The organism is Pseudomonas putida, assembly GCF_028682395.1.
In the GTDB taxonomy this organism is placed as follows: Bacteria; Pseudomonadota; Gammaproteobacteria; order Pseudomonadales; family Pseudomonadaceae; genus Aquipseudomonas; species Aquipseudomonas putida_AB.
In genome coordinates this window covers 131844-149971 of record NZ_JANHLC010000005.1, presented here as the reverse complement: position 1 = coordinate 149971, position 18128 = coordinate 131844, and the positions used below count along the sequence as shown (strand labels likewise).

Genomic DNA, 18128 nt, shown 5'->3' with positions numbered 1-18128 from the left:
AACTGGGCTACTTTGAGTTAAAACCTCTGCCCTGAAGTTGCCTGCCGGCTTGCCCTGCTGACCTCTTTTTGCGGCGAAAGGAGACGCTATGTTGTTCCCGGTTCTCAAAGACTTGCCCCTGCATCGCGTTCTGATACGCACGGTCACCGAGTTCGTCGACGACGAAATGTCCACCTATGCCTCGGCTCTGGCCTACCAGATGCTGTTCTCGCTGTTTCCCTTCCTGTTGTTCCTGATCGCCCTGATCGGCTTTTTGCACCTGCCCGACTTTTTCAGCTGGTTGCGCCTGCAATCGGAACTGGTGCTGCCGCCCCAGGCCCTGGAACAGGTCAACCCAGTGATCGACCAGTTGCAGCAGTCCAAGGGTGGGTTGCTTTCGGTCGGTATCGTGATTGCGCTGTGGACCGCCTCGGCGGGCGTGCGCTTGATGATGAGCGCGATGAATGCCGCCTACGACGTGGTGGAAGGCCGGCCGATCTGGAAGCGCCTGCCGCTGTCGATTTTCTACACCGTCGGGATTGCCGTGATGCTGCTGGCGGCCGCCGGCCTGATGGTCACCGGGCCACAGGTGATGAGTTGGCTGGCCGGGCAGATCGGCATGGAAGATTTTGTCGTGACCCTGTGGACGATCCTGCGCTGGCCGGTGATTGTCTTTCTGCTGATGTTCGCCGTGGCCCTGATCTATTACGTGATGCCGGATGTGAAGCAGAAATTTCGCTTTATCACCCCCGGTTCGGTGCTCGCGGTGGTGGTCTGGATCATCGCGTCGTTGGGCTTTGGTTACTACGTGAAAACCTTCGCGGACTACAACGCGATGTATGGCAGTATCGGGGCGATTATCGTGCTGCTCCTGTACTTCTATATTTCCGCCGCAGTGCTGTTGCTGGGGGCGGAAATGAACGCGGTGATCGAACATATGTCGGCCGAGGGCAAGAACCCAGGCGAGAAGGACTTTAGCGACGATCCCAAACAACATGTTTCCGGGCTGGGACGGGACCACTCGCTCAAGCCAGTGACTGACGAGAGCTGAACATGATTCGCGAAATTCTCAAGATGGGCGACCCGCGGCTGCTGCGTATTGCCCAGCCGGTGCCGGCGCAGATGTTCGATAGCGCCGAACTGTGGCAACTGATCGACGATATGTTCCAGACCATGGAGCATGTCGGCGGCGTCGGGTTGGCGGCCCCGCAGATCGGTGTGGACCTGCAGTTGGTGGTCTTCGGCTTCGAGCACAGTGAACGTTATCCCGATGCCGAGGCGGTGCCCCAGACGATTCTGATCAACCCGCTGATTACGCCGTTAACGCCGGAGCTGGAGGAGGGCTGGGAGGGCTGTCTGTCGGTCCCCGGCCTGCGCGGTGCGGTGCAGCGTAATCGCAGCATCCGCTATGAAGGCTTCACGCCCAAGGGCGAACCGCTGGTGCGTTTTGCCGACGGTTTCCATGCGCGGGTGGTGCAGCACGAGTGCGACCACCTGATCGGCCGCCTCTACCCATCGCGCATCAGCGATTTCAGCAAGTTCGGCTATACCGATGTGCTGTTTCCCGACCTTGATCCTGCCGGCGACTGACAGGCCAGCGCCATCAACGGTTTGCTGCGCGAATACCGCGCCAAGCGGTCGGCCAGGGCCTGGGGCAGGGCAGTCGCCTGGCTGAAGCCGAGCTTTTGATAGAAGCCGAGCAGGTCCGGGTGGCAGAACAGCCAGATAGGCCCCTGACACTGCGCGCTGGCCTGCTCGATTAGGCGCCGGGCAATGGCCTGGTTGCGCCAGGCGGGGTCGACGAACAGCCCGGTCAGCCAGTTGCCCTCCGCCACGCTGCTGAGCGACAGGCCGGCAATAATCTGCGGTGCACGTGCCACCCACAGGCGAGCGCCAGCGGCTGCGCGCATGGATGAGCCCTGGGCGCGATAGAACTTGTCGAGCAGCGGGCGCGAGGTCTCGGACAGTTGAGCGAAGCACGGGTTGGGCATGGCAGGGGCACAGGAATGAGCGACGGCGGATTGTAATCGAGTGGCGCGCTTGGGGGGCTGATAAGCCCGCTCCGTCCAACCATCTATTCTGTAGGAAACGGGATGGCTCGGGAACTCTTACCTGAAATGTGTAGGAATAGTCCTTTTTGGCCGGGCGCCAACGGCTGGATCCGCTTATCCGAGCTAAGGTCGCTAATACGCCAATGCCTGCTCTAGCCGTTTATCGCCGGGAGATGCGCCATGTCACTGTTCCAGAATCTGTTCCGCGCTTCGCTACTTGCCCTCGCTCTCATGAGTGGGTTGGCCGGTGCGCAAGAGCGCGCGCAAACCATCCACTTTGGCGACCTGACCTGGGAAAGCGGCAGCTTGATCACGGAAGTCCTGCGGTTGATCGTGGAAAAGGGCTACGGCTTTCCCACCGATACCTTGCCCGGCAGTACGGTCAGCCTCGAAACCGCCCTGGCCCGGAACGATATCCAGGTGATCGGTGAGGAGTGGGCCGGGCGCAGCCCGGTCTGGATCAAGGCGCAGGCCGAGGGCAAGGTGTTCGGCGTGGGGGATACAGTCAAGGGCGCCACCGAAGGCTGGTGGGTGCCGGAGTATGTGATCAAGGGCGACCCAGCGCGCAATATCGCGGCCGTGGCGCCGCAATTGAAGTCGGTGAGCGACCTGCCGCGCTACAAAGCGCTGTTTCTCGACCCGGAAGACCCCACTCGTGGGCGCTTTCTCAATAGCCCCAGTGGCTGGACCTCGGAGACCGTCAATAGCCAGAAGCTCAAGGCCTACGGATTGACCGACGATTACGTGAATTTTCGTACCGGCTCGGGGGCTGCGCTGGATGCCGAAATCAGCTCGTCGATCCGACGGGGCAAGCCCGTGCTGTTCTACTACTGGTCGCCGACGCCGCTGTTGGGCCGCTTCAAGCTGGTCAAGCTAGAGGAGCCGGCATTTGACGCCGCCGCCTGGGAAACCCTGACCGATGGCAACCATCCCAACCCGCAGGGCAGCCGTTCCCTGCCGGCTAACCTGACCATTGGCGTTTCTGCACCCTTCAAGGCGCGTTACCCGCAGTTGGTCGAATTCTTCGCCAAAGTCGATTTTCCGATTGATCTGCTGAACCAGACCCTTGGCCAAATGAGCGAGAAGCGGCTGGCGCCTCGGCAGGTGGCCGAAGCCTTTTTGCGCGAGCAGCCGCAAATCTGGCACGCCTGGGTGCCGGCCGAAGTAGCCAGTCGGGTGAGTGCGGGGTTGTAGTTGATGGCTGGGAGAGTACAGGTAGGTTCTTTTATGATCGGCCAACTAACTACCGTTTGGCGGCGGTCGGATTTTGTTAGTAGCCATTGGCTTGCATCCGTACTTTAGCTGTCTATGCTTTGACCAAGTGCAGTTCAGGGCATTAAGTAACTGGCGAGTTCTACCGCGATATATGTTCTAGCAGGCAACTTGGGTGACCGTATTGGCGGTTATCGGGACATGGATAGCTTGATAGCAACGATGAGTCAGGAATGTTTAAGTGTTACTCATCGTCGCTCGCCCGAGCAGCGGCTTTAATCTGAAATGGCGGCAACTTGACTCGATTCGTTAACCGTACGTAGATAGACAGCGCTAAAGGGATTCAGCCATGTTCGATGCCCATCGCAAAGCCGACCTGCTCGAGATTCAACGTTACAGCGATGAACTGTCCAGGGCCAACGCACGCATTGCCGCCATCGGCCGGTCCATGGCCATGATCGAGTTCACCCCTGATGGGCTTATCCTCGACGCCAATGAAAATTTCTGTCTGACCATGGGTTTTTCCGTCGAAGAAATTCGCGGCAAGCACCATAGGATCTTTTGTGAAGAGTCCTACCGAAAAACTGAGGAGTACGCCCGCTTCTGGCGCGAACTGGCGCGTGGCGAACCGCTGAGCGGGACCTTTGTACGCTTGCACAAGACTGGACGGGAGATCTGGCTGGAGGCCAGCTACATGCCCGTCCTGGGCCCTGACCGGCAGGTGCTCAGCGTGATCAAGCTGGCGTCGGACATCACCGCCCGGGTCAGCCATGAGAACGAAGTGCAAAGCCTGGCCAACGCACTGAGTCGTTCCATGGCAATGATCGAATTCAGCCCGGACGGGCGCGTCATCACCGCCAACGAAAACTTTCTCAAGACCATGCATTACTCCCTCAATGAAGTCGTGGGCCAGCACCACAGCATGTTTTGCCATCGGGCGGAAAGCGAGTCACCAGCCTATAAGGCATTCTGGGCATCGCTCAATCGTGGAGAGTTTCACTCTCATCGCTTCGAGCGGGTCGACAAGTACGGCCATACGGTTTTTCTCGAGGCATCCTACAACCCTATCTTCGATGTCAAAGGCCGACTGTATAAGGTCATCAAGTTTGCCAGCGATATCACCACCCAGGTGACGACGCTGCAAACGGCGGCCGAGTCGGCCCATAGCACTTCAGTACAGAACGATGCCTGCGCCCAGAAGGGCTCCCAGGTGGTGCAGCAGACGGTGCAGATCATCGAGGATATTTCCCGCGACCTCAATCAGGCCGCCGAAAGCATCGATGCGGTAAGCAAGCAGTCGGATATTATCGGCACCATCGTCCAGACCATCCGCGGGATTGCCGACCAGACCAACCTGCTGGCGCTCAACGCGGCCATCGAAGCGGCCAGGGCCGGCGAGCATGGACGGGGGTTTGCGGTGGTCGCCGACGAGGTCCGCAGCCTGGCGGCGCGGACCAGCCAGGCGACGCTGGAAATCGTCGAGGTGGTGCGCAAGAACCACGATCTGTCCCTCAGCGCGGTCAACAGCATGCAGTCGAGCCTGAGTCGAACCGGGCGCGGTGTGGCTCTGGCCAATGAGGCCGGGGAGGTAATCATGGAAATTCAACAGGGCTCAAGGCATGTGGTCGATGCCATCAGCCAGTTCAATGAAACATTGCAGTTACATTAAAGTGAATCGATATAAACAGTACCGGCTAGAAAAACTTTTATGGCAGAGGTACTGTTTATTTCCAATCGATATTTAGTTCGACGCCAAAAATTTGTCTGGAACTTGCTCTTTATCCTGTTCCTGCTCTTTGGCCACTTGCTGCAGTTCGGCCTTTTCCTTCATGCGTTGTGCAATTTCTTTCTCTACGGCCTCGCGTCTTTCCGGTGACATGGCTTGTAACTGCTCTTCAGTCAAGCCCATGCTCTTGAGGATTTCATCGCGCACTCTTTCGGCGACAGGTTTGCTCATGTATTCCCTGAACGCCTGTACTGCCGAGCCTTCGTTGTAGCTTTGTTCATGACTGGTGTTGCGCGTTGCGGTCGCCGGCTCGGCGGCTTGCAGCAGCACACGGGTTTTGGCGAACGCAGCGTCGACGTTGTTGCTGGCCGTGTTGTCGGCAGCCTGGGCGCTCGCGGCGGCGTGCGTGCTGGCTTGGGGGTTATGGATCAGGCCACTGAACAGTGCACTGGCGGCAGCGGTGGTGGGGTCCATATCCGTTCGCGCGGTGTGCTGTATCTGTGCGGCAGTAGCGTTGACCAACATGATGGCGACCTCATGGTAAGTGTTCTATTTAAGAGGGCAAATTCCATGCCGGGTGCCTTGGACGCGGATTTGGCGGACGCTGGCGATGCCGAAGGCTCACCGTTGGTCTCCAAGCGGCCAGGACTTGCCGTTTGGCGGCGAGGCGGCGTTGACAAATGGTAACAGTCTGTAGTGATAATGAGATTAATTACCATTTAGTACTGTTCCAGGCTCGATTCCGTGCAGACTCTCTCCAACTCCAATGCGACCTTGCCGACGTCCGATGTGCGTGAAGTCGAACTCGACCGTCAGATGCATGCCGCGATCGACTGGATGCTGCGTTTGGATGCAGCCCAGGCTACGGCCGAGGACTACCTGGCGTTCAATGCCTGGTTGCAGGCTGACCCGCGTCACGCGCAGATCTGGCAGGAGGTCAGCGGGTTGCTGCACCAGGCCCCGAAGAAGTGGCAGCTGGCACAGAGGGGAGGCTCGCGGCCATCACGGGCGCCGGCTGAAGCAGGCCACCTGCCGCGACGCACAGTCGTGCGGGGCACGTTAGGTCTGCTGCTGCTCGGGATGGGGGGCGCGGCGCTGTACGACCGTTTCACCCCCTTGCAAGGGCTGATCACCGATCGCCATACCGCCACCGGCGAGCGTCGAACCCTGGTGCTGCCGGACGGCAGTCGACTGACCCTGGCCCCGCGCACGGCCGTGGATATTGCCTTTGATGGCCAGCAGCGACGAATCCGTTTGCACCAGGGCAGCTTGAGTGTTGCGATCGGGCCGGACCCACGTCGGCCCTTGATCGTGGCCACCGCCGAGGGTGAGGTGCGGGCCTTTGGTGCACGCTTCAGTGCTCACCAGGAGCCCGGGCGCAGCCTGATATCGGTTCAGCAGCACAGCGTACGCCTGGATACCCGAGGAGGTTATCGGGCGCAGTTGGAGGCCGGTAAGGCGGCGTGGCTGGCGGGCAATACCCTGATGGCGGCCGAACCGAGCCTGTGGACTCGTTCAGATTGGGCGGCCGGGGTGATCGAGGTTCGCGATGAGCCTCTGGCGCGAGTCATCGAGGCGCTCAAACCTTATCGGCGGGGCATTCTGCGTGTCAGCGAGGCGGTTGCGCAGATGCGGGTTTCCGGAAGCTTTGTTCTGGACAGTAGTGACAGCGCCTTGCAGGCGCTGGGTGAAAGCCTGCCGATCGAGGTCAGGCGCTATGGGGCCTTGCTGACCTTGATCGACCGGCGCTGAACCCGCGCCAGGGTAAACCTGCGCGGGCAAGCTCGTACCTACAGGGGGAAGCGGTCAGTCCTGGAGCTTTTCATCCGCCCGAAACATGGCGCGAATGCCACGTACGGCCTGGCGAATACGGTCCTGGTTCTCGATCAGGGCGAAACGTACATGGTCGTCGCCATACTCGCCAAACCCCACGCCTGGCGAGACGCAGACCTTGGCTTCGGCCAGCAGTTTCTTGGCGAACTCCAGCGAGCCGAGATGAGCGTAGGCCGGCGGAATTTTGGCCCAGACATACATCGAGGCCTTGGGGTTTTCGACCATCCAGCCCAGTTCGTGCAAGCCCTTGACCAGCACATTACGCCGCTGGCGATACTGCTCGGCGATGTCCTTGACGCACTGCTGGTCGCCTTCGAGCGCCGCAATGGCCGCGACCTGCAGCGGAGTGAAGGTGCCGTAGTCGTGATAGCTCTTGATCCGTGCCAGCGCGTTGACCAGCTCCGGGTTGCCGACCATAAAGCCGATACGCCAGCCTGCCATGTTGTAGCTCTTGGACAGGGTGAAAAACTCCACGGCGATGTCCTTCGCACCCGGTACCTGCATGATGGAAGGCGCTTTCCAGCCGTCGTAGACGATATCGGCGTAGGCCAGATCATGGACCACCAGGACGTCGTACTGCTTGGCCAGGGCCACCACCCGCTCGAAGAAGTCCAGTTCCACGCACTGGGCGGTCGGGTTGGACGGAAAGCCGAGGATCATCATCTTCGGTTTCGGGATCGAGCCGCGAATCGCCCGCTCCAGTTCGGCAAAGAAGTCCACGCCTGGTATCAGGGGGACGGAGCGGACCTGGGCGCCGGCAATCACGGCACCGTAGATATGAATCGGGTAGCTGGGGTTGGGCACCAGTACCGTGTCGCCCTGGTCGAGGGTCGCGAGCATCAGGTGGGCCAGGCCCTCCTTGGAGCCGATGGTGACAATGGCTTCGCTTTCCGGGTCGATATCGACTTCGTAGCGGTCCTTGTACCAACGGGAAATAGCCCGGCGCAGTCGCGGGATACCTCTGGACGTAGAGTAGCCATGGGTATCTTCGCGCTGTGCGACGGTGACCAGTTTTTCAACGATATGCGGCGGTGTCGGACCGTCGGGGTTACCCATGCTCAAGTCAATGATGTCTTCGCCACGACGACGCGCGGCCATCTTCAGCTCGGCAGTGATATTGAACACGTAAGGGGGGAGTCGATCTATGCGCGCAAAGCGGCGCGGCGAACCTTGGTCAGCCATGTATGCCTCGAAGACGTAAGCGCCCGGAACCGTCCGAGCGACGTTGGCCACTGTGGTGGCCTGGCGCAGAAGATACGAGCGATGCTGGCAGTTTGTCCAGATGCTGTTTCGAAATTTCTCCAGGTCGCGATAGGGGCGAAGGTGCCGATATTTTTTCGACACACCGGCGCGGATATTGCGTTAAATACGCCGGCGTTCGTGCCGTATGTGCTGGATTGGAGAGGGTGGATGGAGTTTACCAGTGGCTTTTTGCTGAGCCTGTCGCTGTGCCTGGATATCGGTGTGGCCAATATCGCGATGATTACCCTGGCCATGCAGCGCGGTTTTTTCCGTGGTTTCTGCCTGGGCATGGGCACCTGTTTTGGTGACCTGATTTATGCCGTGCTGGCCCTTGCGGGCATGACGGTCCTGTTGCAGTACGCGCCGGTGCGCTGGGTCTTGTGGATCGGCGGCTCGCTGTTGCTGTTGTACTTTGCGGCCAAGATGGTGCACTCGGCGATTCATCACGGGGCCCTGGTGGCTGACGGCGCATCGGTCGATACCGGTTCACCGCGCAAGGAATTCTTTCGCGGGATGTTCCTGGCTATGTCGTCGCCCAGTGCGATTCTCTGGTTTGCAGCCGTGGGCGGCACGTTGATCGCCCGCTCGGGAGGTGGCAGCCTGGCCAACTCGGGGCTGTTCCTCGCGGGATTCTTCTGCGCTGGGGTGCTCTGGAGCGTGGGCATCTGCCTGGCGGCAACCCACGGTGGCAAACTGCTGGGCGACCGGCTGCTGCGCTATTCCTACTGGGCATCGGCGGCGATCTTCTGTTATTTCGCGATCTACGTGATCCTTTCCGGGTATCACGAGTTTCTCGGCCCAGTCAGCGTGCCTGAGCCACTCTGACTGAATGCGGCGGCTAAAGCGTCAGCGCCAGTCGCCGCTCGAAACCGTCCTTGCTTCGATAGGCTTCGCCCGTATCGGCCCAGCCTTGCTGTAGGTACAGGCCGATGGCCGGGCGGTTGGCCGGGTCCACCGAGAGCATCACCCTGCGAATCTCCGGCCAGGCCTGGCGCGCCGCCTGGGGCAGCGCTTGCAGGCAGGCGCGGCCAAGGCCCTGGCCCTGGGCGCGTTTGTCCACCTGCAGGGCATGCAGGGTCGCGCTATCGGGCTCGGCCCAGTGGGGGAGTAGCGGATGGCGCTTGAGTAGGAAAAAGGCCAGGGGCTGCTCGCCGACCAACAGGGTAAAGCCCTTGATTCCCGGGTGCCCGGCGCTCGGTAATGAATACAAGGCGCAGTCGATGTCGCCGCAGAAGGGCAATTGTTCTGGATGGACCTCCAGGGCCCGCAATTGCTCGCGCTGGGTGCTAGTGAGCGCGGTGTAGTCAACCAGTCGAATGTTCACGCCGCTGTAGCCTGGGGATTTACGCAAGGGCGCGAATTCTAGCGGCTTTGTGCGTGCGCCGCGGGCTTTTTGCCGAGCGCGTTACTCCAGCATTTTTGCCAGCAGCCAACTGCCGGCTGGCCCTAGTGGATGCAGGCGCGACCACAGGGCATCGACGCTGATCGGTTGCGGCCAGCCACGGACGTTGAGCTCAATCAACTGTTCGTTGCCAAAGCGCCCCACCAGCCAACGCGGCAAGGGCGCCCAGCCAAAACCGCGCTGGGCCATCTCCAGCAGCATCAGGTAGCTGGAGGCCGACCAGACCTGGCCTTGGGGGCGACGTTCATACGGATTGACGATGGTTGCCAGGCGCAGTTCGCGATGGCCTTGCAGGGCCTGTTTGTCGATGGCGGCCAGACGTGCCAGCTGATGCTCCCGGGCGACAAACAGAGCGAACTCGGTGCGCTCATCGACGGTGGCGTTGTTCAGGTCGGCGGGATAGCTGGGCTGCATCTCGGCGAAGGCCAGCTGTGCCCGACCCTGTTGCACCAACTCGATCAGGTCGTCGCATTCGGCAATCAGGCATTCGAGCTCAAGGTCTGGGTAGCGCTGGGCAAAGCCGCTCAAGGCGGCTTCGAAGCGGTCCGACTGGTACGTATCGGAGATCACCACGGTGAGCTTGGCTTCAAGCCCCTGGGCGAGCTGGCTGGCCGCCAGCTCCAGGCGACTGTTGGCAGCCAGGATATCTTCGGCTTTCTGCAGCATGACGTGGCCGGCCGCGGTAAGGCTGGGCTTGCGCGTGCGGCGATCGAACAGCTCGACGCCCAGGTCGATTTCGAGGCCGGCAATGGCCGCGCTGATGGTCGATTGGCTTTTACCCAGCTTGCGCGCGGCAGCCGAAAAGGAACCTTGGGTCGCGGCTTGGACAAAGGCCAGCAAGACTTCGTGTGAGGCCATAAACTATCGTTCCGGTCGATGGTTTTCGACTTTTAGTATCTATAGGGCTGGCGATAATGGCAACCTCACAATCTGGAGCGAAGTACCATGAACGCCGCAAAATCGATGACTGAAAGGGTCCTGCAAGCCATTGGCTTCGAGTTCTTCGCCATCCTGATCTGCACCCCGTTGTTTGCGTGGGTGATGGGCATCTCCCTGGTGAACATGGGCGTGGTCACGGTTGCGACCTGCCTGATCGCGCTGGGCTGGAACGTGCTGTTCAATGCGCTGTTCGACCGCCTGCGTGCACGCTATGCCCTGGGTCAGGGCGGCTGGACCCGCCTGTTGCATGCCCTGTTGTTCGAAGGTGGGCTGATTGTGGTCAGCGTGCCGCAGGTGGCCTGGTGGCTGGACATGAGCCTGCTGCAGGCGCTATGGCTGGATATCGGCGTATTGTTGTTTTTCCTGCCTTACACCTACGTTTACCATTGGGCCTACGATGCCCTGCGTCCACGCTTTCTGCGTGTGCCCAGCGCGGTTTGACGAGCGCAGCGCGAGGCCGAAAAAAATCCCGACCTGATGACTCAGGCCGGGATTTTTCACTTCTGGGGTCAATCAGAACAGTTGCGTAAATAGCCAGTACAGGCTGCCCGAAAGCAGGATGGCGGCCGGCAGGGTCAATACCCAGGCCATCAACAGGTTGCGGATGGTCTTCATTTGCAGGCCGGCGCCATTGGCAGTCATGGTCCCGGCGACACCGGACGACAGCACATGGGTGGTTGAGACCGGCAGGCCGAACATATCGGCGGCGCCGATGGTCAGCATGGCCACGGTTTCTGCCGAAGCTCCCTGAGCGTAGGTCATATGGGTCTTGCCGATTTTTTCGCCGACGGTCACCACGATGCGCTTCCAGCCGACCATGGTGCCCAGCCCGAGAGCGATGGCCACGGAGATCTTGACCCAGAGTGGGATGTAGCGAGTTGCGCTGTCGATCTGCTGCTTGAACAGTTGCACCTTGTCATGGGTGTCGGTATCGAACTGGCCGATCTTGTCCTTGTCCATCAGGCGAATGGTTTCGGAGGCCAGGTACATGTCATTGCGCACGTTGCCCATGGCTTCGGCGGGTACCTTGGCCAGCGAGCCGTAGCCCCTGACTTCACTGCCGATGCTGCCGGCGAGCGCTGCGAGGGCAGGGATCAGTTCGGCACTGGCCTGTTTACTGCGTACGTATTCCGACAGCACTGGACGCGGATCGGCCGGGGCGGGCTGGGGAGCGTGCTTGAGCAAGGCCTGTTGGGTGACTTCGGCGACCACGGCAAATTGCAGGGCCTGGTCGGCCGGCATGGTGCGGTTGAGGGCGTAGGCCATCGGCAGGGTGCCGACCAGGATCAACATGATCAGGCCCATGCCTTTCTGGCCATCGTTGGAGCCGTGAGCAAAGGAAACACCGGTGCAGGTCAGGATCAGCATGCCCCGGATCCACCACGGCGGCGGAGCCTTGCCCTTGGGGGCCTTGTACAGGGCGCGGTTTTTGACGAACAGGCGCAGGGCCAACAGCAACAGGGCGGCGAACACAAAGCCGATCACCGGCGAGAACAGCAGGGCATAGCCCACTTTGGTGGCCTGGGCCCAGTCGACGCCAGTGGTGCCATCGCGTCCCTGCATCAGGGCATTGGCCACGCCGACGCCAATGATCGAGCCGATCAATGTATGCGACGACGACGCGGGCAGGCCCAGCCACCAGGTGCCGAGGTTCCAGAGGATCGCGGCGATCAGCAGGGCGAAGATCATGGCGAAACCGGAGGATGAACCAACCTGCAGAATCAGCTCCACGGGGAGCAGGGCAATGATGCCAAAGGCCACTGCGCCGCTGGAGAGCAGGACCCCCAGGAAATTGAAGAAGCCGGACCAGACCACCGCGAAATGCGGCGGCAGCGAATGGGTATAGATCACCGTGGCGACAGCGTTGGCGGTGTCGTGGAAACCGTTGACGAATTCGAAACCGAGGGCAATCAGCAGGGCGACGCCCAGCAACAGAAAAGGCGTCCAGGTAATGACTTCGGTGCCGAGGGCGTGGACGTCCTGCATCAGGCTATAGGCAGTAAAAAGCAGCCCCAAGGCCAGGACCGAAAAGAACAGCACGACGGTGAGCAGCCCTGGTTTCTGCTCGATTTGCGGCTTGCTGTCGCCAGTGTTGGAGGGCGAAGCAGCCGTCATAGAGGGGGTGGTCATGCACACGATCCTGTCGAAAGACGAGGCTTAAAGGATGATGGCCATTTGTTACTGCCAGGCTGCCTTGGATCAGTATTTGTGTATTTAGGCGCTGCATTTGCCCTGTATTCAGCCGAATCCGCTGTCGCGCAGCGGTGATCCGAGAGCGACTTCATGGCTCAGTAATCCTGGCGCTTGCGAAAGGCCCAGCGCCCCGCCAGCAGGGTAAATGTGGCCACCAGCGCGACCAGGATCCAGAAGCCCTCGGGGTCGGCTGACAGCGGAATGCCACCGACATTCATGCCGAAGAAGCCAGCGATGATGTTGATGGGCAAGGCCAGCACGGTGACCACCGTCAGGGTGAACAGCGTGCGGTTGCTTTGCTCGTTGAGGTTGGCCGCGATTTCTTCCTGCAAAAGTTTGATTCGTTCACCCAGGGCAGTGAGGTCGCTGAGGATCAGGGCGAACTCCTCGGTGGATTTGCGCAGTTCCTTGACGTCCTCCTTCTGCAACCATTGCGGTGGCCGGTTGAGCAGCCGCAGCAGCGAGCCCGGTTCCAGGGCCAGCAGGCGTTGCAGGCGCACCAGCACCCGGCGCATGGCGCCCAGTTCGGCGCGGTTGTTGCTTAGGCGCAGGGACAGCAACTGGTCTTCGATCTGATCGACGCTAAGGCTGGTCTTGCGCACTATCTGGGTCAGTACTTCGCCCTGGTCGCGCAACAGGTGGACCAGCAGTTCCAGAGGCGAGCGAAAACGCTCGCCGGCCTTGACCGAGGAGCGCAGTTTGTCCACCGAGTGCAGGGGTTGCAGGCGTGCGCTGATCAGCAACTGACTGCGAGCGCAGACCCACAGAGTGGAGATATCCGAGGAAACCATGTTGCTGAGGTTGAACACCACATCGTTGACCACCGCCAGCAGGGTGGAGTCAACGTGCTCGATGCGGGTCGAGCGTGAACCTTCGTGCAGAGCCTCGAAGAACTCTTCGGGGAGGTCCAGGTGGGTTTTCATCCAGCGTTCGCAGGCTGCATGGGCCAGGTTCAGGTGAAGCCAGAGAAAGGTGTCGGGTGCCGCCGGCTGTTGCAGATGGTGCAAGGCACTGGCCGAGTCGATCTGCTCACCGCGTTCGCCGGGCCGGAAACGAAAGCCGTACAGCAGGCCGAAAAGGTCCGAGTCGCGGTGGCTTTGGTCGATGCTGTGGTTCATGCAGGCTCGCAGGCGGGAAGGTGTCGCAGCTTTCAGCTCATCATTGCAAGCGGATCTGACGGTTCCATGACACGGACTGTATCGAGAGGCTGACAAGGTGCTTACACGAAAGCCCTCAAGGCGGGCCGGTGTTTGTCGATGATGGATTTAACCTTTTTTCAGAGAGCCCATCCCATGATCAGCCTCGGCAGTTTCTCTATCGCTACGTCCGCGAACACGGCGAGTCCCCAGGTGCAAACCAGCGACACCGCTGTCGAAGCCGAAGCCGTTGGCAGTACTGAGGCGACGCCAACCACGGCTGTTGCCGTGGGCGGCGCTGCGGGTTCTTCCGCAGCGGCGTCGGATAGCGACAGTGAGGAATCGAGCGCTGTCCAAGCCTTGCGCAAATTGATTGCCGAGTTGCAGAAGCAAATGCAGGAGCAGCAACAAGCGCTGCAGGCCGCACAGGCGGGCAGCCAGAGTGAGGAGGCGAAGGCTGCTGCCGTGGCGGGGGCTCAGGCCCAGATTGCCAGCACCACGGCGGCGTTGATGACGGCCACCGGGCAGTTGTTGAAGGCCTTGCAGGACTCCGGCAGCAGTGGCACCGGTTCGATGGTCAGCACGACCGCCTGAAGCCGGCGTTATGGCGTGTTGATCACCCGCGTGATCGCCAGCATGTCACCCAGGCGCCGCCTGGAGCCGAAGAAAATGAAAATCCAGTCAAAGAAACCGATGAAGGGAGTGGTCAGGTTCCGAATGACCGACTGGACGATGGAGCAAGGCGCGTGGGTTTCGAAGTGAACCACGCTCATCTTCAATAGGCGTTTGCCGATGCTCTGGCCATTGGGCAGGGCATCGGACAACAGATAGTAACCGCCGCCGAACAACAGTGGCAGCAGGTCTGCCCCACGGCCCTGGATTGCGAATAGCCGCGTCAGATAGACGGTGCCCATGACCAGGGCAAAGGTCACCAAGGTATCAATCAACTGGCCACCCAGGCGACGGGCCGGGCTGGCCAGGTTGCCGGGCTTTACATAGAGGGGAACGGCGGCAGGCAAGGGAGCATCCAATCAGAGTGAAAATCAGGAGGCAATCCTAAGGGCGGCTCGGGCAGGCGTCCAGGCGGTTGCACGGTTGCAGGCACCCATAAAAAACCGCATGGCCTTGTGGGCCATGCGGTTTGGGGACTTACAACAACTTAGTGGTCTTGTTTGTCGACAAGCACTTCGCCGGTTTTAGCGTCCAGGTCGACATCCCATTTCACGCCTTTCGCGTCGAGCAGTTCGACCTCATAGACGTAGCGTCCAGCCTTGTGATCCAGTTCGGTGTCGACAATGCTGCCGCCTGGGTGTTTGGCCTGGGCGGCCTGGTTGAGCTTGTCGAAATCCATGATCGCGCCGGACTTGAGCAGGCCCGGAATATGGTCTGGACGGACATCTGCCTGGGCCAGGCCGGCAGTCAGGGTCAGAGCAGCGGTAGCGAGCAGTACGTTCAGCTTTTTCATGGATGAGTCCTTTGGGGTGAGCTGTTTAAGTGAAGCCAGGTTACTGAGTCGAACTTAATTCAGGCTTAATCACTGAGGTTGCGCGGTTTGTTCAATCCTTTCACCAACGCTGCGTCCATCTTAGCCCTTCATTTGTAAGGAGGTGTCTATGCGTGGGGTTTTGAAGGGGATTTATGCGCCTGTGTTCTGGCTCGGGTTTATCGGGGCGAGCCTGGTGCAGGTGAATTCGCCGGGCGGGCTGTTGGTATTGTTTGCCGGCGCGCTGGCGCTGTCGTTTATGGCCGAGTGGTGGCTGCCCTATGAACCTCAATGGAATCGCGCCCAGGACGATCGATGGCGGGATCTGTTGCATGCCCTGGTCAATGAAAGTCTGAATGCCCTGGGGTTGCTAGCCTTGCCGGCACTGGCAGGCATGCTGTCGCTGGGGCAACTGTGGCCGCAGGCGTGGCCATTGTGGTTGCAGTTGCTGCTGGCCATTGTGATTGCCGACTGTGGCATCACCCTGGCGCATTACTTCAGCCATCGCTGGCATTGGCTTTGGCGCCTGCATGCCGTGCATCACAGCGTAGAACGCTTGTACGGCTTCAACGGCCTGATGAAGCATCCGCTGCATCAGGCCGTCGAAGCCAGCGCCGGACTGCTGCCATTGCTGTTGTTGGGGATCCCGCAATCGGTGGCGACGCTGCTGGCATTCGCCATCGCGATTCAGTTGTTGTTGCAGCATTCCAATGTCGACATGCGCCTCGGGCCGCTACGGTGGATATTTGCCTGGGCGCCGGTGCACCGTTTCCACCATATGAAATACGGGCGGGCAGGGGACGTGAATTTCGGTCTGTTCTTCACCTTGTGGGATTGGCTGTTGGGAACGGTCTTGCATACCGATCAGTACCGTATTGGCAGTGGTGATCTGGGCATCGGCAGCCGTCCGGATTTTCCCGTTGACTACCTGGGACAATTACTCGACCCGCTGCGGAGCTCCCAGGTGAGCCGCGAACCGCCGACGCCGGAGGCCTTGCGGCGCTGATTCAATCCAGCAGGCGGCACTCGAGAGGGGGCAGCGAGCGGCCGGCGCTGACACCGAACAGCTTTTTCATGGTGCGTGAAAAGTGCGCCGAGTCAGCAAAACCGGCGTTGTGGGCGGCGACGGTCAACGAGCTTCCCGCCAGGACCTGGGCAAGCGCCAGGCGTAGCCGCCGCCAGAGCACCAGGCGGCGTATCGGCAAGCCGAGGTGCTCACCAAACAGCCGTTCCAACTGGCTCAAGGACAGATGCGCAGCCTGGGCCAGCTGGCGCGCGGCCACCTTGCCCGAGATCAACTCATCGAGTTCTGCCAGCGCCCGCTCCAGGCGCGAATCCCCCAGCGGCTGGCGCGGGCACTGGCGCAGGGCCTGATCCAGTGCGGGCAGGGACCATTCGACAGTGGCCACGGCCGATTGCAGGGCGGCAGCGCTGATGGCCAGAGGCTCGGCATACAGGCTGAACACTTCGCCGGGCGCGGCAAGGATCGCGTGGCGACGCTGGGCTTCGATAAACAGCCTTTGGCCGCTCAATGGTCGACCCTCAAGGCTGATGGTGACAGCCTCCCGGGGCGCCAGGAGCAGTTGGTGGGCATAGTGGGCGTGCTCCGTGGTCTTTCCAAGTGCGCCCCGGATCAGACCATAGTCACGGCCTAGCCACAGCTGACCGGCCCATTCGTTGTTACTCACTCAGTATCCGTGCTCTTCAAGAATGCTCGTGGTCGAGCGGGGGGAGGGGCGCTGGAGGATATCCAGCATTGCCGTCGGACGATTGGTGAAGATCCCGTCGACACCGGCAGCCAGCACGCGCCGCACGTCTACCGGTTCGTCGACCGTGTAGGCGTGCACCAGCAGGCCCCTTTCGTGGGCCAGTTGGTTCATCCAGGGCTGTACCAGGTCGGCGTAGCTCTGCTCGCCACCCGCCGCCAATGCCACGGACGGGCCGACACCTATGGCACCCCCGTCCTTGGCTGCATCCAGCCAGCGAATCAGCTCCGCCTGGTCTCTGGGCTGTTGGCTGGCGTAGAAGGCGGCTTTGTCGCTTAGCCCGGACTCGGCAAAGCTCTGGGGCGATTTTGGCTCGATGCTACCTTTGCCGACCCAGAGCAGCAGGACCTTGGGTACGTGTGGCATGGCCTGGTGCAGCAGCGCCAGGCTGCGCTTGTCAAAGCTTTGCAGTACAACCCGGCCCGGGCCCTGGCCGATGGCCAGCGTCCCTTTGGCCTGTTGGGTAATGGCGGGGCTTAGCCAGCCACGGGCCAGCAATTGCGCTTTGAGGTCCTGCTCGATACCGGGGAACAGGTGCGGGGACTTGGTCTCGATATAGAGGCCGGGTTGGTGTGTGTTACTACCTTGGGCAATGTCGATGATTTCATCGAGGGTCAGGACCTGCAGCCCGCGGAAGGCCGGGCGAGCCCGCTCGGGATAGGCCTGGTTGAACCAGCTTCCGGCGTCCAGGGTTTTCAGTTCGGCCAGGGTGAATGCATGGGCCGGGCTGTCCTTGCGCTCGGGGAATTTGCTGGCGACATCGGTGGTACGCTGCAGGTTGTCGTCATGCAGGGCGAACAGCACGCCGTCCTTGCTGCGTTGCAGGTCCAGTTCGAGATAGTCGGCGCCCAGTTCCCGGGCCAGTCGGTAGGCTGGCGCCGTCGATTCGGGGGCATCGAACGAGGCACCGCGATGGGCGATCACGGCAGGCCGGGGAATGCCGCTGGGCGGCATCAACTGCGTGGACTGAGGCGCGGCCGCTGGGCTGGCCTCGACAAGGTTCAGACTCATCAGCAGGCCGAGCAAGGCCCAGCGAGGTTGGATAGTCACTGGCATGTGCAAACTCCTGGCAGCGCGTGATCGGGTTTTCCTTTTAGCAACTGCCAGCCCATGCGGCTATCGCGCAATCAATACAAAACAGCGTTACAGGTGTTTTTTTCAGCACG

The 18128-nt window shown here is 60.8% G+C and carries 20 protein-coding genes and 1 pseudogene; 10 read left to right on the top strand and 11 right to left on the bottom strand.

Annotated elements, in window-relative coordinates; translation table 11 throughout:
* The first annotated feature begins 88 nt into the window (after positions 1-88).
* Entirely contained in the window at positions 89-1030 is a 942-nt protein-coding gene (locus tag NPS46_RS14520; RefSeq protein ID WP_274108302.1) for a YihY/virulence factor BrkB family protein, read from the top strand.
* Between the two features lie 2 nt (positions 1031-1032).
* Entirely contained in the window at positions 1033-1569 is a 537-nt protein-coding gene (gene def / locus NPS46_RS14515; RefSeq protein ID WP_274108299.1) for a peptide deformylase, read from the top strand.
* Here the strand turns inward: def and NPS46_RS14510 are convergent.
* Entirely contained in the window at positions 1524-1970 is a 447-nt protein-coding gene (locus NPS46_RS14510; protein WP_274108297.1) for a GNAT family N-acetyltransferase, read from the bottom strand. The genes def and NPS46_RS14510 overlap by 46 nt on opposite strands.
* A gap of 240 nt (positions 1971-2210) precedes the next feature.
* Between NPS46_RS14510 and NPS46_RS14505 the strand changes: the two genes are divergently transcribed.
* The 3 genes and pseudogenes from NPS46_RS14505 (at position 2211) to NPS46_RS25390 (ending at position 4911) form a co-directional block, all read left to right on the top strand.
* A complete protein-coding gene (locus NPS46_RS14505; protein WP_274108295.1) occupies positions 2211-3224 on the top strand; it encodes an ABC transporter substrate-binding protein in 1014 nt (337 codons plus the stop codon).
* A gap of 367 nt (positions 3225-3591) precedes the next feature.
* A pseudogene (locus NPS46_RS25395) lies at positions 3592-4368 on the top strand (PAS domain-containing protein); the annotation flags it as partial.
* A 3-nt stretch (positions 4369-4371) separates the two neighbouring features.
* Positions 4372-4911: a methyl-accepting chemotaxis protein gene (locus NPS46_RS25390; RefSeq protein WP_425312744.1), complete on the top strand. Its 540-nt coding sequence runs from the start codon at positions 4372-4374 to the stop codon at positions 4909-4911.
* A 72-nt stretch (positions 4912-4983) separates the two neighbouring features.
* On the opposite strand, the gene NPS46_RS14495 is transcribed toward NPS46_RS25390, so the two are convergent.
* Complete coding sequence (locus NPS46_RS14495; RefSeq protein ID WP_274108291.1) at positions 4984-5442, bottom strand: hypothetical protein; 459 nt, start codon at positions 5440-5442, stop codon at positions 4984-4986.
* A 270-nt stretch (positions 5443-5712) separates the two neighbouring features.
* Between NPS46_RS14495 and NPS46_RS14490 the strand changes: the two genes are divergently transcribed.
* Entirely contained in the window at positions 5713-6720 is a 1008-nt protein-coding gene (locus NPS46_RS14490) for a FecR domain-containing protein (RefSeq protein ID WP_274108289.1), read from the top strand.
* 54 nt (positions 6721-6774) lie between these two features.
* Here the strand turns inward: NPS46_RS14490 and alaC are convergent, their stop codons facing one another.
* The gene (gene alaC, locus NPS46_RS14485; RefSeq protein WP_274108287.1) at positions 6775-7983 is read right to left on the bottom strand and encodes an alanine transaminase; all 1209 of its coding nucleotides are present in this window, start codon (positions 7981-7983) and stop codon (positions 6775-6777) included.
* Positions 7984-8211: 228 nt separating this feature from the next.
* Here alaC and NPS46_RS14480 point away from each other — a divergent pair, with 228 nt between their 5' ends.
* On the top strand, positions 8212-8868 hold the full coding sequence (locus NPS46_RS14480) for a LysE family translocator (protein WP_274108285.1): 657 nt from the start codon (positions 8212-8214) through the stop codon (positions 8866-8868).
* 13 nt (positions 8869-8881) lie between these two features.
* Here NPS46_RS14480 and NPS46_RS14475 read toward each other — a convergent pair whose 3' ends face one another.
* Both NPS46_RS14475 and NPS46_RS14470 read right to left on the bottom strand, forming a co-directional pair.
* A complete protein-coding gene (locus tag NPS46_RS14475) occupies positions 8882-9367 on the bottom strand; it encodes a GNAT family N-acetyltransferase (protein ID WP_274108283.1) in 486 nt (161 codons plus the stop codon).
* Positions 9368-9448: 81 nt separating this feature from the next.
* Entirely contained in the window at positions 9449-10303 is an 855-nt protein-coding gene (locus NPS46_RS14470) for a LysR family transcriptional regulator (protein WP_274108281.1), read from the bottom strand.
* Between the two features lie 87 nt (positions 10304-10390).
* Here NPS46_RS14470 and NPS46_RS14465 point away from each other — a divergent pair, with 87 nt between their 5' ends.
* The gene (locus NPS46_RS14465; protein ID WP_274108279.1) at positions 10391-10825 is read left to right on the top strand and encodes a multidrug/biocide efflux PACE transporter; all 435 of its coding nucleotides are present in this window, start codon (positions 10391-10393) and stop codon (positions 10823-10825) included.
* 72 nt (positions 10826-10897) lie between these two features.
* Here the strand turns inward: NPS46_RS14465 and NPS46_RS14460 are convergent, their stop codons facing one another.
* Entirely contained in the window at positions 10898-12514 is a 1617-nt protein-coding gene (locus NPS46_RS14460) for an inorganic phosphate transporter (protein WP_274108277.1), read from the bottom strand.
* A gap of 158 nt (positions 12515-12672) precedes the next feature.
* Complete coding sequence (locus NPS46_RS14455; RefSeq protein ID WP_274108275.1) at positions 12673-13695, bottom strand: transporter; 1023 nt, start codon at positions 13693-13695, stop codon at positions 12673-12675.
* A 174-nt stretch (positions 13696-13869) separates the two neighbouring features.
* Here NPS46_RS14455 and NPS46_RS14450 point away from each other — a divergent pair, with 174 nt between their 5' ends.
* Positions 13870-14307, top strand: a complete 438-nt coding sequence (locus NPS46_RS14450) for a hypothetical protein (RefSeq protein WP_274108273.1) — start codon at positions 13870-13872, stop codon at positions 14305-14307.
* 8 nt (positions 14308-14315) lie between these two features.
* Here the strand turns inward: NPS46_RS14450 and NPS46_RS14445 are convergent, their stop codons facing one another.
* Together NPS46_RS14445 and NPS46_RS14440 are read right to left on the bottom strand one after the other, a co-directional pair.
* A complete protein-coding gene (locus NPS46_RS14445) occupies positions 14316-14732 on the bottom strand; it encodes an RDD family protein (protein ID WP_274108271.1) in 417 nt (138 codons plus the stop codon).
* A 140-nt stretch (positions 14733-14872) separates the two neighbouring features.
* Positions 14873-15178: a PepSY domain-containing protein gene (locus NPS46_RS14440; protein ID WP_274108269.1), complete on the bottom strand. Its 306-nt coding sequence runs from the start codon at positions 15176-15178 to the stop codon at positions 14873-14875.
* Between the two features lie 148 nt (positions 15179-15326).
* On the opposite strand from NPS46_RS14440, the gene NPS46_RS14435 reads away from it, so the two are divergent.
* A complete protein-coding gene (locus tag NPS46_RS14435; RefSeq protein ID WP_274108267.1) occupies positions 15327-16202 on the top strand; it encodes a sterol desaturase family protein in 876 nt (291 codons plus the stop codon).
* Between the two features lies 1 nt (position 16203).
* On the opposite strand, the gene NPS46_RS14430 is transcribed toward NPS46_RS14435, so the two are convergent.
* Positions 16204-16884 carry a helix-turn-helix transcriptional regulator gene (locus NPS46_RS14430; protein WP_274108265.1) on the bottom strand — a complete coding sequence of 227 codons (681 nt, stop codon included), beginning with the start codon at positions 16882-16884 and terminating at the stop codon, positions 16204-16206.
* On the bottom strand, positions 16885-18018 hold the full coding sequence (locus tag NPS46_RS14425; RefSeq protein ID WP_274108263.1) for a glycerophosphodiester phosphodiesterase: 1134 nt from the start codon (positions 18016-18018) through the stop codon (positions 16885-16887).
* Positions 18019-18128: the final 110 nt, after the last annotated feature.

Coding starts and splice junctions, on each gene's coding strand:
- NPS46_RS14455 (WP_274108275.1), bottom strand. CDS start 13,695: ATGAACCACAGCATCGACCAAAGCCACCGCGACTCGGACCTTTTCGGC.
- NPS46_RS14505 (WP_274108295.1), top strand. CDS start 2,211: ATGTCACTGTTCCAGAATCTGTTCCGCGCTTCGCTACTTGCCCTCGCT.
- NPS46_RS14510 (WP_274108297.1), bottom strand. CDS start 1,970: ATGCCCAACCCGTGCTTCGCTCAACTGTCCGAGACCTCGCGCCCGCTG.
- def (WP_274108299.1), top strand. CDS start 1,033: ATGATTCGCGAAATTCTCAAGATGGGCGACCCGCGGCTGCTGCGTATT.
- NPS46_RS14425 (WP_274108263.1), bottom strand. CDS start 18,018: ATGCCAGTGACTATCCAACCTCGCTGGGCCTTGCTCGGCCTGCTGATG.
- NPS46_RS14480 (WP_274108285.1), top strand. CDS start 8,212: ATGGAGTTTACCAGTGGCTTTTTGCTGAGCCTGTCGCTGTGCCTGGAT.
- NPS46_RS14460 (WP_274108277.1), bottom strand. CDS start 12,514: ATGACCACCCCCTCTATGACGGCTGCTTCGCCCTCCAACACTGGCGAC.
- NPS46_RS14470 (WP_274108281.1), bottom strand. CDS start 10,303: ATGGCCTCACACGAAGTCTTGCTGGCCTTTGTCCAAGCCGCGACCCAA.
- NPS46_RS14450 (WP_274108273.1), top strand. CDS start 13,870: ATGATCAGCCTCGGCAGTTTCTCTATCGCTACGTCCGCGAACACGGCG.
- alaC (WP_274108287.1), bottom strand. CDS start 7,983: ATGGCTGACCAAGGTTCGCCGCGCCGCTTTGCGCGCATAGATCGACTC.
- NPS46_RS14465 (WP_274108279.1), top strand. CDS start 10,391: ATGAACGCCGCAAAATCGATGACTGAAAGGGTCCTGCAAGCCATTGGC.
- NPS46_RS14495 (WP_274108291.1), bottom strand. CDS start 5,442: ATGGACCCCACCACCGCTGCCGCCAGTGCACTGTTCAGTGGCCTGATC.
- NPS46_RS14435 (WP_274108267.1), top strand. CDS start 15,327: ATGCGTGGGGTTTTGAAGGGGATTTATGCGCCTGTGTTCTGGCTCGGG.
- NPS46_RS14440 (WP_274108269.1), bottom strand. CDS start 15,178: ATGAAAAAGCTGAACGTACTGCTCGCTACCGCTGCTCTGACCCTGACT.
- NPS46_RS14520 (WP_274108302.1), top strand. CDS start 89: ATGTTGTTCCCGGTTCTCAAAGACTTGCCCCTGCATCGCGTTCTGATA.